Below are 23855 nucleotides of genomic sequence, written 5' to 3'. Positions count from 1 at the left end.
TTTTGTGATTATCAATTTGATTAAAGTTCGATATCACCGAACAAGTCAGCCATTGAGAATCCTGTTTGTGTTTCTGGAAGTTCGAAATCACGTTTTTCTTGACGTTTTGGACGACGTGGACGAGCAGCACGTTTTTCTTCTTTTTGTCCTTCTTCTTGAGCTGGACGTTCTTCAAGAGCTTTGATAGAAAGTGATACGCGTTCTGCATCAGCGTTAACATCAAGGACTTTAACAGTAACTTCTTGACCAACAGTAAGAGCTTCTTTTGGATTTTCGATACGTTTGTGTGAAATTTGAGATACGTGAACAAGTCCATCGATACCTGGCAACACTTCAACAAATGCACCGAAATCAGTCAAACGTTTAACTGTTCCTTCTACTACATCACCTTTAGCCAATTTTTGCTCAACGCCATCCCATGGTCCAGGTGTTGTTGCTTTAAGTGAAAGTGATACGCGTCCTTCTTCTTCGTTAAGATCAAGGATCTTCACTTCGATTTCTTCACCAACAGTTACAACTGATTTAGGTGAAACGTTACGTTCGTGTGACAACTCAGTCAAGTGAACCAATCCGTCAACACCACCAAGGTCGATGAAAGCACCGAAGCTTGTGATACGAGCAACTTTACCAGTTACGACATCACCAACAGCCAATTTACCGAATACTTCAGCACGAGCTGCTGCAGTAGCTGCTTCAACAACTTCACGACGTGAAAGGATGAAACGGTTTTCTTTAGGATCAACTTCCTTGATTTTAGCATCAAACTCTTGACCTACGAAACGCTCAGTGTTACGTACGAAACGAGTATCCAACATTGAAGCTGGGATGAATCCACGAACACCTTCAAATTCTACTGAAAGTCCACCTTTAACGGCACGAGTTCCTTTAACAGTAACAACTTCTTCTTCGCGTCCTACAAGTTTGTCCCATGCTTTGCGAGCTTCAAGGCGTTTTTTAGATACAAGGTATGTAACTGTATCAGTATCTTTACCAACTACTTGACGAAGTACAAGAACATCCAATACTTCTCCTACTTTCACAAAGTCATTGATATCTGCATCGCGATCGTTTGTCAATTCGCGAAGAGTCAAGACACCTTCAACACCAGTCCCAGAGATTGCAACGTTAGCTTGAGTCGCATCAACTGTCAATACTTCAGCACTAACAACATCACCAGGCTCAACTTGGCTAACGCTATTTAGCAAATCTTCAAATTCGTTCATCTAAAAAATCCTCCAACAATCAAGTTTTTCCAAACTTGACATACTTATAATTTTTTTCCTAAGCACCCGCAAAGACATGTTCATATCGTTCACGTCTTTCAATTATAAAAATAAAATACCCTAAGATATTTTCTTTTTATCTTGAATTTATTACCTAAGAACTGGGGTAGCTGGATTCGAACCAACGCATGAGGGAGTCAAAGTCCCTTGCCTTACCGCTTGGCTATACCCCATTGATAAATGGAGAGAGAGGGATTCGAACCCCCGAACCCGAAGGAGCGGATTTACAGTCCGCCGCGTTTAGCCTCTTCGCTATCTCTCCAATGTTTAACGAGAACTATTATATCATGAAATTTTCAATAAAACAAGTATTATTTTGTCAAATTATAGTTTTCAATCAAAATTTCCACAGCTTTTTCAAGTTTTTTATAAAAACTATCGACATTTCCATTCTTTATGATGGCAAATTGGTTATCTAATTCGGCAATTTCCCCAATGACCTTTTTCCCGATCGTCAAAACGTATCCTTCATAGCTGTCTTTGCCAACAGTCACTTTTGCATCGGTTAATTGGATTTCAATTTTCTTATCTTTTTTACTCATACTTTACCTCTTTTCACTTTTTCTATTGTACAAGAAAATGCTCAAACTAGCAAGAAAAAACTCCATTTCAGCTATTACAACTGCTATGGAGTTTCTCTTTACTTTGTGTCATTTAGTCCACTTTGACAATCCATCCCTCTGGTGCTTCAACATCACCAAATTGGATACCAGTTAATTCGTCATAGAGTTTCCGTGTTACAGGACCTACTTCTGTTTCACTATAAAAAACATGGAAATCATCGCCATGTTGAACCCCGCCAATTGGGGAAATAACTGCTGCTGTTCCACAAGCACCTGCCTCTACAAAACAATCCAGATTGTCAATCGGAACATCACCTTCAACCGGTATCAAGCCCAAGCGGTGTTCTGCCAAGTAAAGCAAAGAGTACTTGGTAATAGATGGCAAGATAGATGGACTCAATGGTGTTACAAATTCATTGTCAGCTGTAATTCCAAAGAAGTTAGCTGAACCGACTTCTTCAATCTTTGTATGTGTAGATGGGTCTAAGTAGATAACATCTGAAAATTGGCGTGACTTGGCCATTTTACCTGGGAGGAGACTAGCAGCATAGTTTCCACCTACCTTGGCCGCACCTGTACCATTCGGAGCTGCACGGTCGTATTCATCCTGAATCAAGAAGTTGGTTGGGACTAAACCACCTTTAAAATAGTTACCAACTGGCATAGCAAAGATGGTGAAAATATACTCGTCTGCTGGTTTAACCCCAATAATATCCCCAACACCAATCAAAAGTGGACGAAGATAAAGGGTTCCACCTGTTCCATATGGTGGGACGTATTCTTCATTTGCACGCACAACTGCTTTACAAGCTTCTACAAACATTTCTGTTGGAACTTGTGGCATCAAAAGACGGTCACAAGTACGTTGCAAACGCTTAGCATTTTCGTCAGGACGGAACAATTGAACACTGCCGTCCTTGGTACGATAAGCTTTCAATCCCTCAAATGCTTGCTGTCCATAGTGGAGACTTGGAGAAGACTCTGAAATATGCAAGGTTGCATCCTCTGTCAATTCTCCTTGATCCCATTGACCATTTTTGTAGTGAGCGATATAACGATAAGGTAATTTCATATAAGCAAAACCCAGATTTTCCCAATTAATTGCAACTGTCATGTGTTTCTCCTTTATACTATTCAAACTATGTGTTCTATTCTACACTTTTCTAGTAAAATTTCAAGTATTATTTGTAATTTTCTGAAAATTTTTTCAACATAAAGAAATCAGCCCTCTGGACTGATTTTTTTATGAACTCACTTTATCATCTTTAAAGACTTCTTTTAGGTAAGCATCGAAAACTTCTTCATCTGAAATGGTGTCTGATATAAAGCTTCCATTGCTAGTACGTTCTGACAAGTTGAGGTCTTGCAATCGGCTTTCATAGATTGTTCCCTTGTTAGATTGGACAAGTAACGTTTGGTCGTTTTCTTCTACTTCTGTACTGAAGAGATCACCAACGAAACCTTGCTCTGCAACTGCTCCTGCTAAGAAGACACGGTGCGGTTTGTTTTTCAACTCACGCAAGACTTGTAGGCCTCGTTTGGCACGGCTGGTTGCTGGAATTTCCTCAATAGAAACACGTTTCAAGCTACCACGTTGGGTCAAGAGGTAGAAGGATGAGGTGTTACAGATAAAGGCAGCTTGAAGCGCATCATCTGCTTTCAAGTTCATAGCCTTGACCCCTGCCGCCTTGGCTCCGACAACCGGAATCTCTTCGATATTGAAACGAAGAGCATAACCGTTTTGACTAATCAAAAGAACATCATCTAGTTTAATCGGAGCCACTGCTACAATCTGATCTGTCTCGTCTTTGAGTTTAGCATACTTGACAGACTTCGACTTGTAGGTCCGCCATGGAGAGAATTCTTTGCGTTCTACACGTTTGATTTGACCAAGACGAGTCGCTGCAAAATAAGTTGTCGCATCATCAAACTGATCCACGACTTCTGCATAAAGGATTTCTTCGTTAGTTTCAAAGTTTGTAATCGTTTGGCTCAAGTGCTCTCCGATGTCCTTCCAGCGAATGTCTGACAATTCATGGATTGGTCGATAAATTACATTCCCAAGAGTTGTGAACATCAAGAGGTGCTGGGTTGTCTTGGCAGTTTGCACAAAGATCAAACGATCATCATCACGCTTGCCAATTTCTTCCAGAGTGGATGCCGCAAAGGAACGTGGACTGGTACGCTTGATATAACCTGCCTTAGTCACGCTGACATAGGTATCTTCCTCGGCAATCAAACTAGCTGTATCAATCTCGATTGCTTTCGCAGTATCTTCCAAAGCACTCAAACGTGGTGTCGCAAATTTCTTTTTGACCTCACGGAGTTCTTTCTTCATGAGATTGTACATGGTACGTTCATCACCGATGATAGCCGCAAGCATGGCAATCTTTTCACGCAATTCTGCTTCTTCTTCCTGCAAGACAACCACGTCTGTATTGGTCAAACGGTAAAGTTGTAAGGTCACGATGGCTTCAGCCTGCTCTTCTGTAAACTCATAGCTAACCTTGAGGTTTTCTTTAGCGTCAGCCTTGTTCTCAGAAGCACGGATAAGAGCAATGACTTCGTCCAAGATAGAGATGACGCGAATCAAACCTTCAACGATATGGAGGCGTTTTTCAGCCTTTTCCTTGTCAAAACGGGAACGTGCCAAAATCACTTCACGACGGTGGGCGATGTAGCTAGACAAAATTGGGACAATTCCGACCTGACGAGGCGTGAAATTGTCAATCGCCACCATGTTAAAGTTGTAGTTGATTTGTAGGTCGGTGTATTTGAAGAGATAGTTGAGTACGAGCTCCGTATTAGCGTCTTTCTTGAGTTCGATAGCGATACGAAGACCGTCACGGTCAGACTCATCACGAACCTCAGCAATACCAGCTACCTTATTATTGACACGGACATCATCGATTTTCTTGACTAGATTAGCCTTATTGATTTCATAAGGAATCTCAGTGATAACGATTTGCTCCTTACCACCTTTTAGCTTTTCAATCTCCGTCTTAGAACGAACAACCACGCGCCCCTTCCCAGTTTCATAAGCCTTCTTTATTTCGTCACGCCCTTGGATGATAGCTCCTGTAGGGAAGTCTGGCCCAGGCAAGAATTCCATGAGTTTGTCCACCTTGGCTGTTGGGTGGTCAATCATGTAAACCGTCGCATCAATGACCTCAGCTAAATTATGCGGTGGAATGTCTGTGGCATATCCAGCCGAGATTCCCGTCGAACCATTGACCAAGAGGTTTGGAAATGCTGCTGGCAGAACAGTTGGTTCTTTCTCGGTATCGTCAAAGTTCCAAGCAAAAGGAACTGTCTTTTTCTCGATATCTTGAAGAAGGTAACCAGCAATCTCAGACAAACGCGCCTCAGTATAACGCATTGCGGCAGGTGGATCCCCGTCCATAGAACCGTTATTACCGTGCATTTCAACTAGAATCTCACGGTTCTTCCAGTCCTGTGACATACGAACCATGGCATCATAGATAGAACTATCACCGTGTGGGTGGAAATTCCCCATGATATTCCCGACAGACTTGGCCGACTTACGGTAGCTCTTGTCAAAGGTATTGCCATCTTTATTCATCGAATAAAGAATGCGACGTTGAACCGGCTTTAATCCATCACGAATATCTGGCAAAGCCCGGTCTTGAATAATGTATTTGGAGTAGCGACCAAAGCGCTCTCCCATGATGTCCTCAAGGGACATGTTTTGAATGTTAGACATAAGATACAAAGGGACGATTCGGCTTGCCGAAAATTTCTGTAGAAAAATAGGAAATGGATGCAAGGTTCGATGAACCTAAGGCGATTTATCTTTTTTCCTAAGAAATTAGTCCCGTGTTCAGTTACTAGAAATAACTAAACGACCCTTTCTGTAGTTTAATGTGTTAAAAATTTATTGCTTCAGTGAGTAATACGGAGTTTTCACACAGTATTTAGGGCGTGTTCAACTCCTTTCAAAGAATGTAGAGTAGGTTTTAAATAGAGAAAAGATGAAAGGTCTAGGGATTTTAGTTTCTCATAACTAACTGTTATCTATTCTTCTAGCCATTTTTCATAGGAAATAGCGTAGGCTTTAAATCCCTTGCGCTCATAAATGCACTTTGCACTATCATTCCACGAGTAAGCATGAAGTTTAACACGCTGGATATTAGTTCTCTTCAGCCACTCCATACAGTCGTCCAACAACATATGCCCAATTCCTTTCCCTCTAACAGAGGCGCTGACAAACAGTTCATCAATCAGTCCTATTTGACCTGTTCCATTATCTGCAGTTGCGTCTTCATCATATACCCTTGCCAAGCCATAACCTACAATATCTTGATGATATTCAGCTAAAATAATGTGTGTTCGTCCATCATCTCTATTTTCAAATGTTTTTAGTGCCTGGCTTTTAATAGCTTCAAGAACCTGCGAATAATCATCGTGTGTTGATTTTTCATCATGGTGTTGCCTGTTGAATCGGCTTAGAGCAGATGTCAGTTCGACAAAAATTTCTTTATCATTTTCGCGTGCTTCACGAAGTGTAATGGACTGTTTGTTATGCTTCATGACTGATTGCCTTTCTCTTTTGTAATGGCTAGCTGAAATAGTGTATGAGACCAGCGAACCTAAAGTTGCATAGCGAAATTTAGAGTCTAAGTCTCTCTTTAGCGTACTGAATCATTTTTTCTGCAGTTTCTTTATCATAAGGAAAACCAGTCTTGAGAGAGAAAGCCTGAGCTTCTCTGTGGAAAAGTTGCATCGTAGCAAACAAAGACTGAGTGATTTTGTTACTACTTGAAAAATCAAGCAGATTTGAGAATTCCTTTTCTTTCTCTGCGGGTAAATAATGGAAAAGATACTTGTGGTTCTTGCCGACGTCGACTGTTCCCCTGTCACTTGCGACCTGCCAAGCCAAGACCTTCAAGAGTTCTTGCTGACAAATACCGTAGAGATGGTCGATCGCGTAGATGAGCTGATTCCGACAAATGCCCTTCACTACATAGGCAGAAACCCACCAAAATTCATTGCAGGCTTTTTCAAAATCTGTCTAACTAGCTGGACTTGTCCAGTAACGCTCTGGACTTGTCGTATAGGAGTCAAACAAGCCTTTCTCATCTTTCAAAACTGTATAATCAGCTTCACTATCCACCCACTCTTGAATGTGGTCTTTGGGGCAGAGGGTCAAATCTATCCGATTGCCATCTTCAAAGAGCATAAGATAAAGACGACGGTTTACTAGGATATTATGCTGCTCAATCAAACGGTTGCCAAAGGGGTCCAACCAAGCAAGGTCACTCGTTAGATTATCTAAGTCGTCCACGACATAGACTACATCATAGTCTTGAAACTCATCTTTTGGCGCTCTTGTATCAGTTCGTGAACCAGACATAGCGACAGCCTCGACTTGTAAAGTTATGGCAGTCTGTAAAATTACATTGAGCATTTCTGTCTCTGTTCTCATATCAATACCTTCTCGTTTTATCGGATATTAGTTATCTGCTTCTTGCTTGCTTTTCTTTGGTGTTAATTTTTTATAGCGACTACGGATAGCGTTGAGATGATCACGGAGATCAGCATACTGCTTTTTATCTGGATAAGCATAGGCGTTGATTGCAGTAAAGTCCACAAGGAAGTCATAGATTTCTTGCAGTTTCGCACGGACTTCCTTGTTTTGACTAGGTGCCTTGCCTTTTTGCTCAGCCAAGCGCTCCTTATAGGCTTTTTCAAACTGAGCCTGCGCCTTTGTCAAGGTTTCTACATGAGTTGTCAAATGCAGGATTGAAAGGGCAGTTTGGTAGTCATTATCTTTTAGCTCCTTAAGCAAATGGTTAATAGCTTCTGTCTCTTTCTCGTAGCTCATACTCGTTAGCCCAGCATAATTTTTGAAAAGTTTGCTGAGTTTTTCGTAAGCTTCCTTGCTACCTGCCTCTTTCACACGAGAGAAGGCCTTGACCAAACCAGTCAAGGTAGAAAGCGCATCATCACGCTCACGGTCAGACGCTTCCAGACTAGCCACCGTTTGACTAGATTTGGAACGGTGCAAACCAGATTGCAAGGTCTCAAGAAGTTTCTCCATATCCCCTAGTTTCGTTACATAAACCTGCTCAGACTTATTGGCTTTTGTAAAAATTCCAAACTCGTCCTTGCTCTCAGATAGAAGTTGGAAGAATTCGTTGTTTTCTAATGATTTAACATCTAAACTAGTAGTTCCATAAATTTTTTTCATTTTTAAAATCTCCTAATTTTTTGTTTATTTTTTAATTTAATGTACTTTTTACTTCGTCCGATTCTCGGAAAAAGTTTTTTACTCTTGCAAGAGCTCGTCCGAAAAACAAACGTTCGTCTTTTACTCCAAAAACACTCGTCCGATTTTCGGACAAACAGAATTTGCCAAGAAAGGTCTTGTCCGAAGATCGGACAGACTCATTCACGCTCTGGAGAGCTTGTCCGAAAATCTGGTGAGAGAGAATTATTATTTTAGGGCTGGGGGGAAGTGATTTCTTTTTGGGAATTAATTATTGTGAGGATTAAATCCTGATTTGTAGCTGTATTTATTATTTCTATCCCTTCGAATTATATACTTTCACGTTTTTTTATAAGTCTTAAAAACTTTTCCGTACTCAGCAACTTCTCTTTATATTTCTCACCACCATAATAATAACATTCTACTAGCCTATTGTAATCAATATCATCTTCATTTTTAAGAAGCTGCTCTTGAAAAATTTCTTGAGCAAACTTTTCTGATTTACTGAATTGATAGTCAATAATGATATTCTCTATAATAAACGAAATTGTGCCACATACTATAAAATATAATGGTAAAATTTGCCAAAGTTTTTGATTTTTTATTAAACAAGAAATATCAATTCTAAGTAATTCACTACCACCAATAAATAAAAGTATTACAGAAAAAATATTCAGCAATTGCGTATTATTAGTAAAAACGATACTACTATAAGCTTTTGGCATATTTTTATTTAAGAAAAATCTAAAATTCAAAACGTTAAATAAAATAATAAAAATGATACTAAGAACATTCGAATAAATTAAATTTAGTTGAACCACCTTAGAAAGGTAAAAAATAACTGAAACAGTTAAAACTGATATTATAAATGGACCAACAATAAGAAGAAAGGCATAATTTTTACGCATCAAAAACTTAAAAATTAAGCACATCAAAATAAAGTACATCCAAAAACATATAATAATAAAACCCCCTAAAAGATAAATGCCATCTTTTGAATTAGTTGAAGCTTGTTTATGGAAAAGAATAGCAATAATAGCAAGAATAACAAAAAAAATTACTATCCAAACTTTAAATTTATCAATAATTTTCTTTCTTCTGTATTGCCAATCAATAGATAAATCTGTAATCTTCAATTTAGTTAAATCTACTTCATTGTCCATCATTAGCCCCCTCAAAACACCATCTCCCCACTCTCTTCCAATGTAAACTTAACATTGTCCTCAATCCATTTACGGCGTGGTTCGACCTTATCGCCCATGAGGACATTGACGCGGCGTTCAGCGCGTGCTAAATCTTCGATAGTGACACGGATGAGGGTGCGAGTTTCTGGATTCATGGTTGTTTCCCAGAGCTGGTCCGCATTCATCTCACCAAGACCTTTGTAGCGTTGGAGGGTAGCACCTTTACCGAACTGCTTGCGGAGTTCTTCTAGCTCACCGTCCGTCCAAGCATAGGCCACTTCTTCTTTCTTACCTTTACCTTTAGACATCTTGTAAAGAGGCGGAAGGGCGATATAGACATGTCCTGCCTCAACTAGCGGACGCATATAACGGTAGAAGAATGTTAAAAGAAGAGTTTGAATATGGGCACCATCGGTGTCCGCATCAGTCATGATAATGATCTTGTCATAGTTAGCATCTTCAATAGAAAAATCTGCTCCCACACCCGCACCGATGGTATAAATCATGGTGTTGATTTCCTCATTTTTAAGGATATCCGCCATCTTGGCCTTGGCTGTATTGATAACCTTACCTCGAAGGGGCAAGATAGCCTGGAACTTACGGTCACGGCCTTGCTTGGCAGAACCACCGGCAGAGTCACCTTCGACTAGGTAGAGCTCGTTCTTTGCTGGATTCTTAGACTGGGCTGGAGTCAATTTACCAGACAACAATCCCTTGTCTTTCTTGTTTTTCTTACCATTTCGGCTCTCATCACGCGCTTTACGTGCTGCTTCACGGGCATCACGAGCCTTGATAGCTTTGCGAATAAGATTGGAAGCCAATTCACCATTTTCCATTAGGAAGAAGGTCAACTTATCAGCCACAATCCCATCCACAACTGGACGAGCTAGCGGACTTCCAAGTTTATCCTTAGTCTGTCCTTCAAACTGGAGGTGTTCTTCAGGAACGAGAATAGAAAGAACGGCTGCTAGTCCCTCGCGGTAGTCTGACCCTTCAAGATTTTTATCTTTTTCCTTGAGAAGTCCCGTCTTACGAGCGTAGTCGTTCATGACCTTAGTAATGGCTGACTTGAGTCCTGTCTCATGCGTTCCACCATCTTTAGTACGAACGTTATTGACAAAGGATAGAATGTTATCTGAAAATCCATCATTGTACTGGAGGGCAACTTCCACTTGGAAACCATTGTCTTCCCCTTCAAAGTACAAGACTGGTGTCAAGGTCTCCTTGTCTTCATTGAGGTAAGAAACAAAGTCCTGTACCCCGTTCTCATAATGGAATTCGATTGCTTCATCTGTTCGCTTATCTGTCAAAGACAAGGTAACATTTTTTAAGAGAAAGGCTGACTCATTGAGTCGTTCTGAAATGGTATTGTACTTGAAGTCAGTCGTAGAAAAGATCGTCGCGTCAGGCATGAAGGTAACTTTGGTGCCTGTCTTAGACTTGGGTGCTGTACCAATTTTTTTCAAGGTTGTGACGGGTTTCCCACCATTTTCAAAACGTTGCTTGTAGACTGTACCGTCACGAGTAATTTCAACTTCTAGCCAACTAGAAAGGGCATTAACGACTGAAGATCCCACCCCGTGGAGACCACCAGATGTCTTATAACCCCCTTGACCGAATTTCCCTCCAGCGTGGAGAATGGTAAAGATAACTTCAACAGTTGGAATTCCCATGGCATGCATACCAGTCGGCATCCCTCGACCATGGTCTTGAACGGTTAGACTGCCGTCTTTATTGATGGTCACATCAATGCGGTCACCAAAGCCAGACAAGGCCTCATCAACTGCATTGTCCACTATTTCCCAAACTAGATGGTGGAGACCAGCACCGTCAGTCGATCCAATATACATCCCCGGACGTTTACGGACCGCATCCAACCCTTCTAGCACCTGAATGGCATCATCATTGTAGTTATTAATATTGATTTCCTTTTTTGACACAAGGAACCTCCTATTTGTTCATCTTTTCTATTTTACAGGTTTTCTAGCGATTTTGCAAAGTTTTTCCCTTTCAGCCGTCACAATTTCACAGGATATTCTCTGACTTTCTATACCATTTCATGGTATAATAGGTACATGATGACATTTGTATTATTAATTTTAGCTTATCTACTAGGTTCGATTCCGTCTGGTCTTTGGATTGGACAAGTTTTCTTTCAAACAAATCTGCGCGAACACGGTTCTGGAAATACTGGTACGACCAATACTTTCCGTATTTTGGGTAAGAAAGCAGGTATGGCAACCTTTGTGATTGACTTCTTTAAAGGGACCTTGGCCACTCTCCTTCCTATTCTTTTCCACCTACAAGGTGTATCACCTCTTGTCTTTGGACTTTTGGCTGTGATTGGACATACCTTTCCTATCTTTGCAGGATTTAAAGGAGGCAAGGCTGTCGCAACAAGTGCTGGAGTGGTTTTTGGATTTGCGCCTATTTTCTGTCTCTATCTAGCAATCGTATTCTTTGTAAGCCTCTATCTAGGTAGTATGATTTCACTGTCTAGCGTTACTGCTTCTATTGCAGCCGTTATCGGAGTTCTCCTATTTCCACTATTTGGATTTATCCTGAACAGCTATGACCCTCTCTTCATTTTGATTATCCTAGCACTCGCTAGCTTGATTATCATTCGTCACAAGGATAATATCACACGCATCAAAAATAAAACTGAAAATCTCGTCCCTTGGGGATTAAACCTAACTCATCAAAATCCTAAAAAATAAAACGCCAGTTTGAAACTGGCGCTTTTTTTGTATGCTTATTTTGATTTGATATAGTTGATACCGTCTGCCTTAGGCGCAACTGCTTTTCCAAAGAAGGCTGCCAAGACAAGGATGGTCAAGACATAAGGCGCAATTTGTAGGTAGACCGCAGGTACTCCTTGCAAGAAAGGAAGTTGTGATCCAATAACTGCTAAACTTTGTGAGAGCCCAAAGAAGAGACTTGAAAGCATAGCACCGATTGGATTCCATTTACCAAAAATCATAGCGGCAAGAGCGATAAATCCAGGCCCTACAATGGTTGTCACTGAGAAGTTGACTGAGATCGATTGGGCGTAGATGGCTCCACCAATTCCGCCGAGCAAACCAGAAATAATCACCCCCAAATATCTCATCTTGTAAACATTGATCCCCAGGGTATCTGCTGCTTGAGGGTGTTCACCGACAGAGCGAAGACGAAGACCAAAACGTGTCTTAAAGAGAATAAACCAAGCAAGGAAAGAGAAGGCAATAGCGATATAACCTAGTAGACTGGTAGACTTGAAGAAAATATCTCCAATCACAGGGATATCAGCCAAAACTGGGAAATCAAAACGTCCAAAAGTTTGGCTTAAATTATCCGTTTGCCCTTTGTTATAAAGAACTTTAACCAAGAAAACTGCTAAGGCAGGAGCCATCAAGTTCAATACTGTACCACTGACAACATGGTCCGCACGGAAATGAACTGTAGCGACGGCATGGATGAGGGAGAAAATAGCTCCCACGATACCAGCAACTAACAAGGAAATCCAAGGTGTCGCTGCTCCAAGTTGTTCTGCAAACTCAAGGTTAAAGACAACCCCAGAAAAGGCTCCCATAACCATAATTCCTTCAAGACCGACGTTAACGACACCACCACGTTCAGAGAAAACTCCTCCGATACTCGTAAAAATAAGTGGTGCTGAGTAAATCAGCATAGAAGAGACCAAGAGGGTGAGTAATGTTGTAATAGACATCCTTACTTACCTCCTTTAACTTGTTTTTTAGGTTTGACAAAGCGTTCGATAATGTAGTGAACGCTGACAAAGAAGATAATAGACGCTGTTACAATGCTAACAAGCTCAGACGGAACTTGCGCAGCATTCATACCCGGTGCTCCTACTTGCAAAACACCAAATAAGAATGCTGCAAAAAGAATTCCAATTGGTGAATTTCCAGCAAGCAAACTAACCGCCATCCCGTTAAATCCGATAGCTAATGATGAACCTTGAACGTAAACGTTTTGGAAAGTTCCAAGACCTTCGACCGCTCCACCAAGACCAGCCAAAGCACCAGAGATAATCATTGATAGAATGATTGTACGTTTCGCTGAAATACCAGCGTACTCTGAGGCATGGGGATTGAGCCCAACTGCACGGATTTCAAAACCGAGAGTCGTTTTCTTGAGCAAGAACCAAATCACCCCAACAGCAATGATAGCAAAGAAGATACCGATATTCATACGAGAATTACCAGTCAACTCAGATAACCATGGTGTCTGGTAACTAGCATTGGCACTCACACGAATCGTTGAGTCTGTACTTTGCATAAAGTCTTTCGGGAAAGAATGAATAAAGGCGTTCCCTACATACAATACAATGTAGTTCATCATAATGGTTACGATAACCTCTGACGTACCGAGATAAGCTCTGAGAATACCTGGAATCGCACCAACAATTCCACCTGCGATCAGAGCAATCACTACAGTCGCTAAAATCAACATTGGACGTGGCATGTCTGGATGCGACAAGGCAAACCAACCGCTGAGAATCCATCCTGCTAGAGCTTGACCTGGCAAACCAACGTTAAAGAAACCTGCCCGACTAGCAACGGCAAAACCAAGACCAATCAAGACTAGAGGTCCCATGGCACGGAAAATTTCTCCAATTCCACGGAGGCTACCAAAAGCTGTATAGAACAACTCCTCATAACCCCAGATAGCATCATATCCGAAGATCCACATGACAATGGCTCCGAGCAAAATTCCTAAGAATACGGAAATCAAGGGAACCGAAATTTGTTGTAATTTTTTAGACATCACTCTTCTCCTTTCCCAAGTTTCCACCTGCCATCAAGACACCAAGTTCTTGTTTGTTAGTCGTTTCTGGCGATACAATACCTTGAATCTTACCATCATGAATAACAGCAATTCGGTCTGAGACATTTAAAATCTCATCCAATTCAAAACTGACAACGAGAACAGCCTTGCCATTATCACGTTCCTCAATCAAGCGTTTGTGAATGTACTCAATGGCACCAACGTCCAAACCACGAGTTGGCTGGCTGACGATAAGGAGTTCAGGATCACGATCAATCTCACGAGCAATAATCGCTTTTTGTTGATTTCCTCCTGAAAGAGCTGCTGCTGGAACAAATTCGCTTGCCGCACGGACGTCAAATTCTTCCATTAATTGCTTTGCATGTGAAGTGATATTCGCATAGTTCAAAATACCATTCTTACTGAGTGGTTCTTTATAGTAGGTTTGAAGAGCGATATTTTCTGAAATCATCATCTCCAAAATCAATCCATCACGGTGACGGTCTTCAGGAACATGCCCTACACTGAGTTCCGTAATTTGTCGTGGGTGCATTCCCACGATTGATTTGCCTTTTAATTCAATACTACCAGACTCAACTTTACGAAGACCCGTGATAGCTTGAATGAGTTCTGACTGGCCATTTCCGTCGATACCCGCAATCCCAACAATCTCACCAGCACGAACATCCAAAGAAAGATTCTTCACAGCTGGAACACCACGGTTTTCATTAACAACCAAGTCCTTGATAGACAAGACCACTTCTTTTGGTTGTGGTGCCTGTTTCTCCGTTTTGAAGGAGACAGAGCGCCCTACCATCATTTCTGCCAAATCGGCATTGGTAGCTCCAGCAATCTCAACCGTCTGGATTGATTTACCACGACGGATAACCGTGACACGGTCAGACACTGCACGGATTTCATCCAATTTGTGGGTGATTAGGATGATGGATTTGCCTTCCTTGACAAGGTTTTTCATGATTGCCATCAACTCGTCAATCTCTGAAGGAGTCAATACAGCTGTAGGTTCATCAAAGATAAGGATATCAGCACCACGGTAAAGTGTTTTCAAGATTTCTACACGTTGTTGGGCACCAACGGAAATATCCGCCACCTTAGCAGCAGGATCCACTGCCAAACCATAACGTTCAGAAAGAGCCTTGATTTCTCTAGTAGCTTCGCCTATATCTAGCATACCATTTTTAGTGATTTCACTCCCCAAAATGATATTCTCAGCTACTGTAAAAGCTTCAACCAACATGAAATGTTGGTGAACCATCCCAATTCCAAGACCAGCAGCTTTAGAAGGCGAGTCTAGTTTTACAACTTGACCATTCACCACAATCTCACCACTAGTTGGTTCAAGAAGTCCCGCTAGCATGTTCATCAGAGTAGATTTCCCAGCTCCGTTTTCTCCTAAAAGTGCATGGATTTCACCTTTTCGCAGTTGCAAATTGATCTTGTCGTTTGCTACAAATTCACCAAACACCTTGGTAATATCCCGCATCTCAATGACATTTTCGTGTGCCATATGCTCTTCCTTTCAGAGGTTTATTTTATTTCAATAAAACCTGCTAATCACATTAACAAGCTCTATTGAGACAAAAATTGCCTCAATTCTTAAAGAAGCGACCGATGGCCGCTTCCTAAGAAATGACTTTTATCCATTATTTTTCAGGAACTTTAATACTTCCGTCAAGGATCTTAGCTTTTGCGTCCTCAACAGCTTTTTTACCTTCTTCAGAAAGATTTGTTACTGCCAAGTCAACCCCTTTATCTTTCAATGAGTAGACAATAACTTGTCCACCAGGGAATTCGCCTTTTTCAGTTTTGTTAGCAATATCTTTTACAGTTGTACCAACTTGTTTCAAAGTTGAAGCAAGAACAAAGTTTGATTCCTTACCATCTTTAGAAGTGTATTTACCTTCTTCCACTTGGTCACGGTCAACACCGATAACCCAAACTTTTTCATTTTCAGGACGGCTTTCGTTGAGTGATTTCGCTTCAGAGAAGACACCTGCTCCAGTACCACCTGCTACTTGGTATACAACGTCAGCACCTGCAGCATACTGAGCGGCAGCGATTGTTTTACCTTTAGCTGCGTCACCAAATGAACCAGCGTAGTCTACTTGAACCTTGATAGAAGAATCTACTGAAGCAACACCTGCTTTGAAACCAGCTTCAAAACGTGAGATAACTTCAGATTCCATACCACCTACAAAACCGATTTGTTTTGTCTTAGTTGTTTTAGCGGCTGCAACACCTGCAAGGTAAGCTGCTTCGTTATCCGCGAAAGTAACACTTGCAACGTTCTTTTGATCTTTGATGACATCATCAATCAAGACATAGTTCAAGTCTGTGTGCTCTTTTGCCGCTTCTTCAACTGCATTGTGAAGTGCAAAACCAACACCGAAGATCAGGTTGTAACTTCCAGCCGCTTGTTGCAAGTGGTTAGCGTAGTCAGCTTCACTGTTAGATTGATAATAAGTATATCCATTATCTTTTGAAAGATTGTGTTCTTTACCCCAGTCTTGCAAACCTTCCCAAGCTGATTGGTTGAATGATTTATCATCAACACCACCAGTATCAGTTACGATTGCTGCTTTGGTCTTCATTTCTGATGAAGATGAAGCTGCGTTACGAGAAGAGCGGTTACCACATGCAGCAAGTCCAACTGCTGCTACTGCAACTAGACCAAGGCCTAGCCATTGTTTCTTGTTCATTACTGAACCTCCTAAATAAGATGTGCAACGATGTTGCAAGTATGGATTGATTGGCCACAAGGACCGCGTCACTCAGAGAGTGGCCCAGACTAGTTTAAGTCTGTAAATGAGTATGGAAGTAACTCCCCGACCGTCATCTCGACCGTCGTTTTATCTTTGGCGACTAGAGTCACTTTTAGATCTTGTTCAAAAAACTCAACCATGACCTGGCGACAAGCACCACATGGCGAGATGGGTTTCTCAGTTTGTCCGTAGACAATCAACTCTGAAAATTCCCGTTGCCCCTCCGAAACTGCTTTGAAGATAGCTGTACGCTCCCCACAGTTAGTCAAAGGATAACTAGCATTCTCGATGTTCACACCTGTATATACGCTACCGTCCTTGGCTACTAAAACAGCTCCAATAGGAAAGTGAGAATAGGGTACATAGGCTTTCTTGCTGGTTTCAATTGCTAGTTCAATCAACTCAGTAGTCGCCATCAGCCAATTCTCCTTTTAAGATTGCTACACCAGCGGATGTTCCAATACGAGTAGCACCTGCCTCCACAAAGGCAAGAGCGTCCGCGTAAGAACGAGCTCCACCGGCAGCTTTAACACCCATATCAGGTCCCACTGTTTGACGCATTAATTTGACATCTGGCAGAGTTGCTCCTCCAGTTGAGAAGCCAGTAGATGTTTTAACAAAATCAGCTCCTGCTTTTTGTGACAACTGGCAGGCCACAACCTTTTCTTCATCAGTCAACAAACAAGCTTCAATAATGACTTTAACTAATTTGTCGCCACTTGCTTCTACAACGGCACGGATGTCTGACTCAACTAAATCAAGATTGCCAGATTTGAGGGCACCGACATTGATAACCATATCAATCTCATCTGCACCATTTTGGACAGCTTCTTTTGTTTCAAAAGCTTTCACAGCTGAAGTTGTTGCTCCCAAAGGAAAACCTACTACTGTACAAACTTTTACATCTGAGCCTTCAAACCCTGTTTTCGCATGTTTAACCCATGTAGGATTGACACAAACGCTGGCAAAGTCATACTCACGCGCTTCAGATAGCAAACGATCAATTTGTTCTTGACTTGCATCTTGCTTTAAAAGCGTATGATCAATATATTTATTTAACTTCATATTCGGATTCTCCCTAGTTTTATGAGATAATTTCTATAATTTCTCGTAAACTTTGCACTCCATCATTTATTTTAACATATTTTTGAAATTCTGTAACTAGTTCAGAAGAAATTTTTCCATTTGTATAAACTTTTGCAACAATTTCTCCTTTTTGAACGGAGTCTCCAACTTTCTTTTCAAAAACAATCCCTGTTTCATAGTCCAAGTCATCAGACTTGACTGCACGACCAGCTCCTAGTCTCATGGCATAGAGCCCAAATTCCATTGCAGGAAGAGCTGAAATAACACCTGTATCTTGAGCTGGAATTTCTACCACATGAGCAACCTTGACTGGACGATAGAGATCTTCTAAATCTCCACCTTGAGCTTGCACCATCTCCTCAAACTTAGCCAGTGCTTGACCATTCTCAAGATGTTGGCGGATTTCCTCAATCGTTTTCTCAACATCAGCCAAGCCAAGCATAATCTGAGCTAGCTCGCAGATAAAGCGACTAATATCTTCTCGGCCTTTTCCTCGGAGAATCTCGATTGCCTCAAGGATTTCGAGACGATTGCCAATGGCTCTTCCCAAGGGTTGGCTCATATCAGTAATGACTGCTACCGTCTTTCGACCAACAGCCTTACCAAGTTCCACCATGGTTTGAGCCAATTCGCGCGCCTCATCAACAGTCTTCATGAAGGCACCCTCACCGACCGTTACGTCTAGCAAAATGACATCCGCTCCTGCAGCAATTTTCTTGCTCATAACAGAACTAGCAATCAATGGGATCGTGTCGACAGTTGCTGTCACATCACGGAGGGCATAGAGAAGCTTGTCTGCTTTAACCAGCTGATCTGACTGCCCAATGACAGATACTCCAATATCTTGCACCTGACGAATAAAATCTTCTTGACTTCGCTCGACTTGATAGCCCTTGATCGCTTCTAACTTATCTAGGGTCCCACCAGTGTGTCCTAGTCCACGGCCACTCATTTTTGCGACCGGAACACCAAAACTGGCTACTAAAGGCGCTAAAATCAAAGTCACCTTATCGCCAACCCCACCAGTAGAATGTTTATCCACTTTAACCCCATCAATAGCTGACAAATCAAACTCCTGACCTGTCTTGACCATATTCATCGTCAGGTCAGAAATCTCTCGTGTCGTCATTCCTTTAAAATAAACAGCCATAGCAAAAGCAGACATCTGGTAGTCTGGAACAGTTCCTGCCACATAGCCTTCTACCAGCCATTTGATTTCAGTTGCAGTCAGTTCTTGACCATCTCGTTTCTTTTGGATTAAATCAACTGCTCTCATTCTTTCACACTTCTAAGGATATAATATCCCTTATCTTTCTTTACGATTTCACAATTGCCAAACACGTCTTCCATCTTACTTTTAGCACTTGGAGCTCCTTGCTTTTTCTGAATGACAACGGTTAAGTCTCCTCCGTCTTTCAAGAAATCTCTGCTCTTTTCGATAATCTCATGAACAACTTGTTTGCCCGCTCGAATAGGCGGATTGGAAATAATATGGTCAAACTTCCCTTCAACTTGTTCATAGATATTGGATTGGAAAATCGCCGCTGAAACTTGGTTTCTCTCAGCATTTTGTCGCGCTAGGTCCAAGGCACGGTTATTGATATCGACCATGGTTGCCTGAACTCCATAAGCCTTGACCAAAGAAAGCCCTAAGGGACCATATCCACAGCCTACATCAAGGACCGTTTCTCCTTTGTTAACCTCTAGACACTTCAATAAAAGCTGACTCCCAAAGTCGACCATTTTCTTGCTAAAAACACCCGCATCCGTCAAAAAGGTCATTTTTTGTCCCAACAGCTCCACTCTCAACTCATGAATGTCGTGAGCAGCGTCAGGATTTTCTACATAATACATTTTACTCATGAAACTATTTTACCATATTTTAGTGAAATGTTAAATCGTTTACAAAGCTGAAATTCAACAAACAAACTAAATATGTTATGATAATAATTAAATGATCTTTGTATTTTGCACTGTTATAGCAACTTTCAAGAATCAGAATGATAAATATCGAATTTCATTCTCTCTTTGACTACGAAATATGATATACTAATGTATCAAACGAGGAAACATTATGACCAACGAGTTTTTACATTTTGAGAAAATCAGTCGCCAGACTTGGCAATCATTGCATCGCAAAACAACTCCTCCCTTGACGGAAGAAGAACTGGACTCCATCAAGAGTTTCAATGACCAGATTAGTCTGCAGGACGTAACGGACGTCTATCTTCCCCTTGTCCATCTTATCCATATTTACAAGCGCACTAAGGATGATTTGGCATTTTCAAAAGGAATTTTCCTCCAACGTGAAAGCAAATCCCAACCTTTTATCATTGGGGTTTCTGGAAGTGTTGCTGTGGGGAAATCGACTACTAGTCGCTTACTTCAGATTCTTCTATCACGTACTCTCCCAGATGCTACTGTAGAATTGGTGACAACTGACGGTTTTCTCTATCCCAATCAAACCTTGATTGACCAAGATATCTTAAATCGCAAAGGTTTTCCTGAAAGTTATGATATGGAAGCCTTGTTGAATTTTCTTGACTGCCTAAAGAATGGGCAAGATGTCGATATTCCTGTCTATTCTCATGAAGTGTATGACATCGTTCCTAGGGAAAAGCAACGTGTCAAAGCTGCTGACTTTGTCATTGTCGAGGGAATTAATGTCTTTCAAAACCCTCAAAATGAGCGCCTTTACATCACTGATTTCTTTGATTTCTCCATATACGTTGATGCAGCAGTCGAAGACATTGAAAGCTGGTATCTGGATCGTTTCTTGAAACTTCTCAGCTTTGCCCAGAATGATCCCAACAGCTACTACCACCGCTTTACGCAAATGCCGATTGGAGAGGTCGAAGCCTTCGCTCATCAGATCTGGACCAGCATTAATCTAATAAATTTACAAAACTATATCGAACCGACAAGGAATCGTGCCGAGGTTATTCTCCACAAGACTAAAAACCACGAAATCGATGAAATTTACCTAAAAAAATAATTTTCCCTTGTCAAAACCTAAGTTTTCATATATAATGGTATAGTTAGTAAATATGGAGGTAAGAACATTGGCAAACATTAAATCAGCTATCAAACGCGCTGAATTGAACGTTAAACAAAACGAAAAAAACTCAGCTCAAAAATCAGCTATGCGTACTGCTATCAAAGCTTTCGAAGCAAACCCTTCTGAAGAACTTTTCCGTGCTGCTAGCTCAGCTATCGACAAAGCAGAAACTAAAGGTTTGATTCATAAAAACAAAGCAAGCCGCGATAAAGCTCGTCTTTCAGCTAAACTTGCTAAATAAGAAACAGTCCATAGAGGCTGTTTTTTTGTCCTTGAATACAAAAAGGTAGAAAATGAAAATCGCAATCATCGGATATTCTGGAGCTGGTAAGTCAACTCTATCTGAGAAGTTATCAAACTACTACTCCATTCCTAAACTACATATGGATACTCTCCAATTTCAACCTGGTTGGCAAGATAGTGACCGCGAATGGATGTTGACCGAGATGAAAAACTTTCTCACAAAGCATGAATCTTGGGTAGTCGATGGCAACTACTCTTGGTGTTATTACGAAGAAAGAATGCAGGAAGCTGACCAAATTATCTTTCTCAATTTTTCACCATGGACTTGTCTCTTTCGAGCCTTTAAACGTTATCTCACATATCGCGGCAAGGTCAGAGAAAGTATGGCAGCAGGCTGCCCTGAACGCTTTGACTGGGACTTTATCCGATGGATTCTCTGGGATGGACGGAGCAAATCCGCCAAGGAACGTTATCAGCAGATTCAAGAAAGCTATCCGGAGAAAGTAATTGTCCTCAGGTCGCAAAAGGAGATGGACTACTTCTTAGAAAATCTCGCGCATAACAAGAAAAACCAACGTGCCTAACGTTGGTCTTTTACTTTTACCCAATCACACTTCCGTTTGGTACAGCTGGATCAACTGTGAGAAGGGTTAATTTGCCATCATGTTCAGCTGAGAGGATCATCCCTTGGCTGACATATTTTTTCATCATTTTACGTGGTTTGAGGTTGGCAACGATTTGGACTTTCTTGCCAACCAAATCTTGTTCGTTTGGATAGTATTTTGCAATTCCTGATAGGATTTGACGGTCTTCGCCATCACCAGCATCTAGGCGGAATTGAAGTAACTTGTCAGAGCCTTCCACTTTAGAAACTTCTTTGACCTCTGCGACACAGATTTCAACCTTGTCAAAGTCTTCAAACTTGATTTCATCCTTGTTTAGTTTGAGTTCGACTTCGTCTGGATTCCATTCTTTTTCGACCGCAGGTTTGTTGCCTTCCATTTGTTCCTTGATATAGGCGATTTCTTCTTCCATGTCGAGACGTGGGAAGATTGGAGTTCCTTTGGCAACTACTGTTACACCCTCAGGAAAATCAGTCAAGCTCAAGTTTTCAAGACTCGCCACTTCTTCCAAGCCAAGTTGAGTCATGACCGCACGACTAGTTTCCATCATAAATGGTTCAATCAAGTGAGCTACGATACGAAGGCTGGCTGCCAAGTGGCTCATGACACTTGCCAATTGGTCACGAAGAGCTTCATCCTTAGCCAAGACCCATGGGGCTGTCTCATCAATATATTTGTTAGTACGAGAGATAAGCGTCCAAACTGCTTCTAGAGCACGTGGGTAGTCAACTGCATCCATGTGTGTATGGTAATCAGCAATTGATTCAGTAGCTACTTGAGCAAGATCATTGTCAAATTCTGTCACACCTTCTACATAGGCTGGAATTTCCCCATCAAAGTACTTGTTAATCATGGAAACCGTACGGTTGAGGAGGTTTCCAAGGTCATTGGCTAGTTCATAGTTGATACGGCCTACATAGTCTTCTGGAGTGAAGGTTCCGTCTGAACCGACTGGGAGGCTACGCATGAGGTAGTAACGAAGTGGGTCCAGTCCATAACGCTCTACCAACATTTCAGGGTAAACGACATTCCCCTTAGACTTAGACATCTTGCCGTCTTTCATAACAAACCAGCCATGGGCAATCAAGCGTTCAGGCAATTTGACATCCAACATCATGAGAAGGATTGGCCAGTAGATAGAGTGGAAACGAAGAATGTCTTTTCCGACCATGTGGAAGACTGTTCCATTCCAGAACTTATCAAAGTTGCCGTGCTCATCTTGACCGTAACCAAGAGCTGTCGCATAGTTAAGGAGAGCGTCAATCCAAACATAGACAACGTGTTTTGGATTTGATGGGACTGGTACTCCCCATGTAAAGGTTGTACGAGAAACTGCCAAGTCTTCCAAACCTGGCTCAATGAAGTTACGTAGCATTTCATTAAGACGACCATCTGGAGTGATGAAGTCAGGGTGAGATTTGAAAAATTCAACCAAGCGTTCTTGGTATTTGCTTAGGCGAAGGAAGTAAGACTCTTCAGAAACCCATTCCACCTCATGGCCTGATGGAGCAATACCGCCAGTTACATTACCAGCTTCATCACGGAAAACTTCCGCAAGCTGACTTTCTGTAAAGAATTCTTCATCTGAGACCGAATACCAGCCAGAATATTCACCCAAATAGATGTCATCTTGAGCAAGCAAACATTCAAAGACCTGAGCCACTACTTTTTCATGGTAGTCATCAGTTGTACGGATAAATTTATCGTATGAGATATCGAGTAATTTCCAGAGTTCTTTGACACCAACTGCCATGCCGTCAACATAGGCTTGAGGTGTGATGCCAGCTTCTTCCGCTTTTTGCTGGATTTTCTGACCATGCTCATCAAGACCTGTCAGATAAAAGACATCGTAGCCCATGAGGCGTTTGTAGCGAGCTAGGACATCACAAGCGATGGTTGTGTAGGCAGAACCGATATGAAGTTTACCAGATGGATAGTAAATCGGTGTTGTAATATAAAAATTCTTTTCAGACATAATTTTTCCTTTCCAGGCAAATGAAACCTGTTTTTCTAACACTTCATTATATCATATT

General features: G+C 41.4%; 21 protein-coding genes, 2 tRNA genes and 1 pseudogene. 4 read left to right on the top strand and 20 right to left on the bottom strand.

Translation table 11 applies throughout. From position 1 onward, the window contains the following. Positions 1 to 20: 20 nt before the first annotated feature. From rpsA to parE, 11 genes and pseudogenes are all read right to left on the bottom strand, one after another. Positions 21 to 1223 (bottom strand): 30S ribosomal protein S1, encoded by a 1203-nt coding sequence (gene rpsA, locus D8802_RS00275; RefSeq protein WP_001001617.1) that lies wholly within the window; start codon positions 1221 to 1223, stop codon positions 21 to 23. 161 nt (positions 1224 to 1384) lie between these two features. Next, positions 1385 to 1456: transfer RNA gene (locus D8802_RS00270), tRNA-Gln, on the bottom strand. A gap of 8 nt (positions 1457 to 1464) precedes the next feature. Continuing rightward, positions 1465 to 1545: transfer RNA gene (locus tag D8802_RS00265), tRNA-Tyr, on the bottom strand. A 49-nt stretch (positions 1546 to 1594) separates the two neighbouring features. Then, positions 1595 to 1825 (bottom strand): DUF2969 domain-containing protein, encoded by a 231-nt coding sequence (locus D8802_RS00260; protein WP_000037105.1) that lies wholly within the window; start codon positions 1823 to 1825, stop codon positions 1595 to 1597. 112 nt (positions 1826 to 1937) lie between these two features. Continuing rightward, entirely contained in the window at positions 1938 to 2975 is a 1038-nt protein-coding gene (locus tag D8802_RS00250; protein ID WP_312023255.1) for a branched-chain amino acid aminotransferase, read from the bottom strand. 114 nt (positions 2976 to 3089) lie between these two features. Beyond that, the gene (parC, locus tag D8802_RS00245; RefSeq protein WP_125394334.1) at positions 3090 to 5570 is read right to left on the bottom strand and encodes a DNA topoisomerase IV subunit A; all 2481 of its coding nucleotides are present in this window, start codon (positions 5568 to 5570) and stop codon (positions 3090 to 3092) included. Between the two features lie 311 nt (positions 5571 to 5881). Next, a complete protein-coding gene (locus D8802_RS00240) occupies positions 5882 to 6397 on the bottom strand; it encodes a GNAT family N-acetyltransferase (protein WP_125394333.1) in 516 nt (171 codons plus the stop codon). Positions 6398 to 6476: 79 nt separating this feature from the next. After that, positions 6477 to 7292 (bottom strand): annotated as a pseudogene (locus D8802_RS00235) (aminoglycoside 6-adenylyltransferase). Between the two features lie 27 nt (positions 7293 to 7319). After that, positions 7320 to 8057: a DUF6261 family protein gene (locus D8802_RS10100; protein ID WP_185758170.1), complete on the bottom strand. Its 738-nt coding sequence runs from the start codon at positions 8055 to 8057 to the stop codon at positions 7320 to 7322. 347 nt (positions 8058 to 8404) lie between these two features. Then, positions 8405 to 9238, bottom strand: a complete 834-nt coding sequence (locus tag D8802_RS00220; RefSeq protein ID WP_125394332.1) for a hypothetical protein — start codon at positions 9236 to 9238, stop codon at positions 8405 to 8407. Between the two features lie 11 nt (positions 9239 to 9249). Then, the gene (gene parE / locus D8802_RS00215) at positions 9250 to 11199 is read right to left on the bottom strand and encodes a DNA topoisomerase IV subunit B (protein ID WP_000037296.1); all 1950 of its coding nucleotides are present in this window, start codon (positions 11197 to 11199) and stop codon (positions 9250 to 9252) included. Between the two features lie 135 nt (positions 11200 to 11334). Here parE and plsY point away from each other — a divergent pair, with 135 nt between their 5' ends. Next, on the top strand, positions 11335 to 11976 hold the full coding sequence (gene plsY, locus D8802_RS00210; protein ID WP_125394331.1) for a glycerol-3-phosphate 1-O-acyltransferase PlsY: 642 nt from the start codon (positions 11335 to 11337) through the stop codon (positions 11974 to 11976). Positions 11977 to 12011: 35 nt separating this feature from the next. On the opposite strand, the gene D8802_RS00205 is transcribed toward plsY, so the two are convergent. From D8802_RS00205 to D8802_RS00170, 8 genes are all read right to left on the bottom strand, one after another. Then, positions 12012 to 12968, bottom strand: a complete 957-nt coding sequence (locus D8802_RS00205) for an ABC transporter permease (protein WP_125394330.1) — start codon at positions 12966 to 12968, stop codon at positions 12012 to 12014. Positions 12969 to 12970: 2 nt separating this feature from the next. Then, positions 12971 to 14029 carry an ABC transporter permease gene (locus tag D8802_RS00200; protein WP_000038676.1) on the bottom strand — a complete coding sequence of 353 codons (1059 nt, stop codon included), beginning with the start codon at positions 14027 to 14029 and terminating at the stop codon, positions 12971 to 12973. After that, positions 14022 to 15557: an ABC transporter ATP-binding protein gene (locus tag D8802_RS00195; protein ID WP_125394329.1), complete on the bottom strand. Its 1536-nt coding sequence runs from the start codon at positions 15555 to 15557 to the stop codon at positions 14022 to 14024. The genes D8802_RS00200 and D8802_RS00195 overlap by 8 nt, the downstream gene beginning before the upstream one ends. A gap of 136 nt (positions 15558 to 15693) precedes the next feature. Next, entirely contained in the window at positions 15694 to 16749 is a 1056-nt protein-coding gene (locus tag D8802_RS00190; RefSeq protein WP_125394328.1) for a BMP family lipoprotein, read from the bottom strand. 89 nt (positions 16750 to 16838) lie between these two features. Then, positions 16839 to 17228, bottom strand: coding sequence for a cytidine deaminase (locus tag D8802_RS00185; protein WP_125394327.1), 390 nt, complete (start codon positions 17226 to 17228; stop codon positions 16839 to 16841). After that, positions 17215 to 17877 carry a deoxyribose-phosphate aldolase gene (deoC, locus tag D8802_RS00180; RefSeq protein ID WP_125394326.1) on the bottom strand — a complete coding sequence of 221 codons (663 nt, stop codon included), beginning with the start codon at positions 17875 to 17877 and terminating at the stop codon, positions 17215 to 17217. Before deoC ends, D8802_RS00185 begins: the two co-directional genes overlap by 14 nt. Positions 17878 to 17896: 19 nt before the next feature. Then, positions 17897 to 19174: a pyrimidine-nucleoside phosphorylase gene (locus D8802_RS00175; protein WP_125394325.1), complete on the bottom strand. Its 1278-nt coding sequence runs from the start codon at positions 19172 to 19174 to the stop codon at positions 17897 to 17899. Next, positions 19171 to 19761, bottom strand: a complete 591-nt coding sequence (locus D8802_RS00170; protein WP_125394324.1) for a class I SAM-dependent methyltransferase — start codon at positions 19759 to 19761, stop codon at positions 19171 to 19173. The genes D8802_RS00175 and D8802_RS00170 overlap by 4 nt, the downstream gene beginning before the upstream one ends. A gap of 211 nt (positions 19762 to 19972) precedes the next feature. Here D8802_RS00170 and coaA point away from each other — a divergent pair, with 211 nt between their 5' ends. The 3 genes from coaA (at position 19973) to D8802_RS00155 (ending at position 21783) form a co-directional block, all read left to right on the top strand. Further along, positions 19973 to 20893 (top strand): type I pantothenate kinase, encoded by a 921-nt coding sequence (coaA, locus tag D8802_RS00165; RefSeq protein WP_125394323.1) that lies wholly within the window; start codon positions 19973 to 19975, stop codon positions 20891 to 20893. 67 nt (positions 20894 to 20960) lie between these two features. Then, the gene (gene rpsT, locus D8802_RS00160) at positions 20961 to 21197 is read left to right on the top strand and encodes a 30S ribosomal protein S20 (RefSeq protein ID WP_001274000.1); all 237 of its coding nucleotides are present in this window, start codon (positions 20961 to 20963) and stop codon (positions 21195 to 21197) included. Positions 21198 to 21249: 52 nt separating this feature from the next. Further along, positions 21250 to 21783 carry a DNA topology modulation protein gene (locus D8802_RS00155; protein WP_125394322.1) on the top strand — a complete coding sequence of 178 codons (534 nt, stop codon included), beginning with the start codon at positions 21250 to 21252 and terminating at the stop codon, positions 21781 to 21783. Between the two features lie 16 nt (positions 21784 to 21799). On the opposite strand, the gene metG is transcribed toward D8802_RS00155, so the two are convergent. Next, complete coding sequence (gene metG, locus D8802_RS00150; protein WP_125394321.1) at positions 21800 to 23797, bottom strand: methionine--tRNA ligase; 1998 nt, start codon at positions 23795 to 23797, stop codon at positions 21800 to 21802. Between the last annotated feature and the right edge of the window lie 58 nt (positions 23798 to 23855).

The sequence above is a fragment of the Streptococcus oralis genome (assembly GCF_003943395.1).
Lineage (GTDB): Bacteria > Bacillota > Bacilli > Lactobacillales > Streptococcaceae > Streptococcus > Streptococcus oralis_BF.
The sequence above is the reverse complement of the archived record's forward strand: the minus strand, read 5'-3'. Positions and strand labels throughout refer to the sequence as shown.